The organism is Tritonibacter sp. SIMBA_163, from assembly GCF_046535935.1.
GTDB classification, from domain to species: Bacteria; Pseudomonadota; Alphaproteobacteria; order Rhodobacterales; family Rhodobacteraceae; genus Epibacterium; species Epibacterium scottomollicae.
Window position 1 is genome coordinate 1 of record NZ_JAWJBP010000128.1, and the last position, 446, is coordinate 446.

General features: G+C 61.9%; 1 protein-coding gene. It reads right to left on the reverse strand.

Going from position 1 to position 446, the window contains the following annotated elements; genetic code table 11:
* Nucleotides 1-446 (reverse strand): ShlB/FhaC/HecB family hemolysin secretion/activation protein (locus R0J92_RS21750; protein ID WP_411053168.1); only part of this gene is annotated, 446 nt, incomplete at both ends.

Here is a 446-nt window from a genome sequence, read left to right on the forward strand (position 1 = left end):
CTGTATTCGCCGTCTTCGAAACCGCGCACGGCGAATGCGCCCGTCAGTGGCAACTGCCGCTCGCTCTGCAGATTGGTGGAAGCCAATTGCCCCACGCCACGCAGCGTGAACAGGACGTCGCTGTCCCAAAGGAAGTTGGAATAATTGTAGCGCGCGCCGATCGTCGCGTAGGACGGGCTGGCGAACTGGCGCGCGGCCTCGAATGCCTCGCGATCGTTCTCACTGGTCAGCCCGCCGGGCGAAAGTTCGGAGGACAGCGTGAAATCCAGGATCGCGTCGTTTTCGCGGTACGTCCCGGAATAGCCAAGCAGGAACACGTTCTGCTCGTACGCCGTCTGGGTAACCGGCGATCCGGCGAAGAACAGCGTGGAGTCCGAGCGGGCATACTCGTACCCGAAGCTGGCCTCGTGCTGATAATTGTCGAGGTTCAGCCCCAGCATGTCGTC